This is a genomic window from Cellulosimicrobium sp. BMG9.22, from assembly GCF_059159975.1.
In genome coordinates this window covers 1-405 of record NZ_JBZGBY010000076.1, presented here as the reverse complement: position 1 = coordinate 405, position 405 = coordinate 1, and the positions used below count along the sequence as shown (strand labels likewise).

Sequence of the window (405 nt, the reverse complement as noted above, 5' to 3'; positions counted from 1 at the left end):
GGACCGCCCCAACCGGCGCGCGATCTGACGCACCCCGGCGCCCTGCGCGGCGAGCAACGAGATCTCAACCCGATCGTCCAACGTCAGATTCCGCTTGCCTGGCTCCTTCAACGACACGTCCGCTATCCCACCAGCCGCAGCGAACCACGCCTGCCCCGTGCGCGCCGAGACACCCGCGGCCGCGGCCGCGACCCCCAGATCCCCACACTCGCGCACCCGCCGCCAGAACACCCGCCGCAACGACCGCGACACCGGAACACCACCACGAACCATCGAACACTCCAATCCTCAAGTGTTCGCACGACGCCCTGAGCCCGCCGGCCTCTACCTCGCCGGGCCCGGGCTGGGGCGTCGGCCCCGGGTGAGGTGGTGGCTGAGCGGGTGGGGCGGCGTCGGATGCGAAGG

General features: G+C 71.9%; 1 protein-coding gene. It reads right to left on the bottom strand.

The features are described from left to right. The coding region (locus tag AC4H2H_RS19755; protein WP_494372537.1) for a helix-turn-helix domain-containing protein at positions 1-273 on the bottom strand (273 nt) is incomplete at its 3' end. Between the last annotated feature and the right edge of the window lie 132 nt (positions 274-405).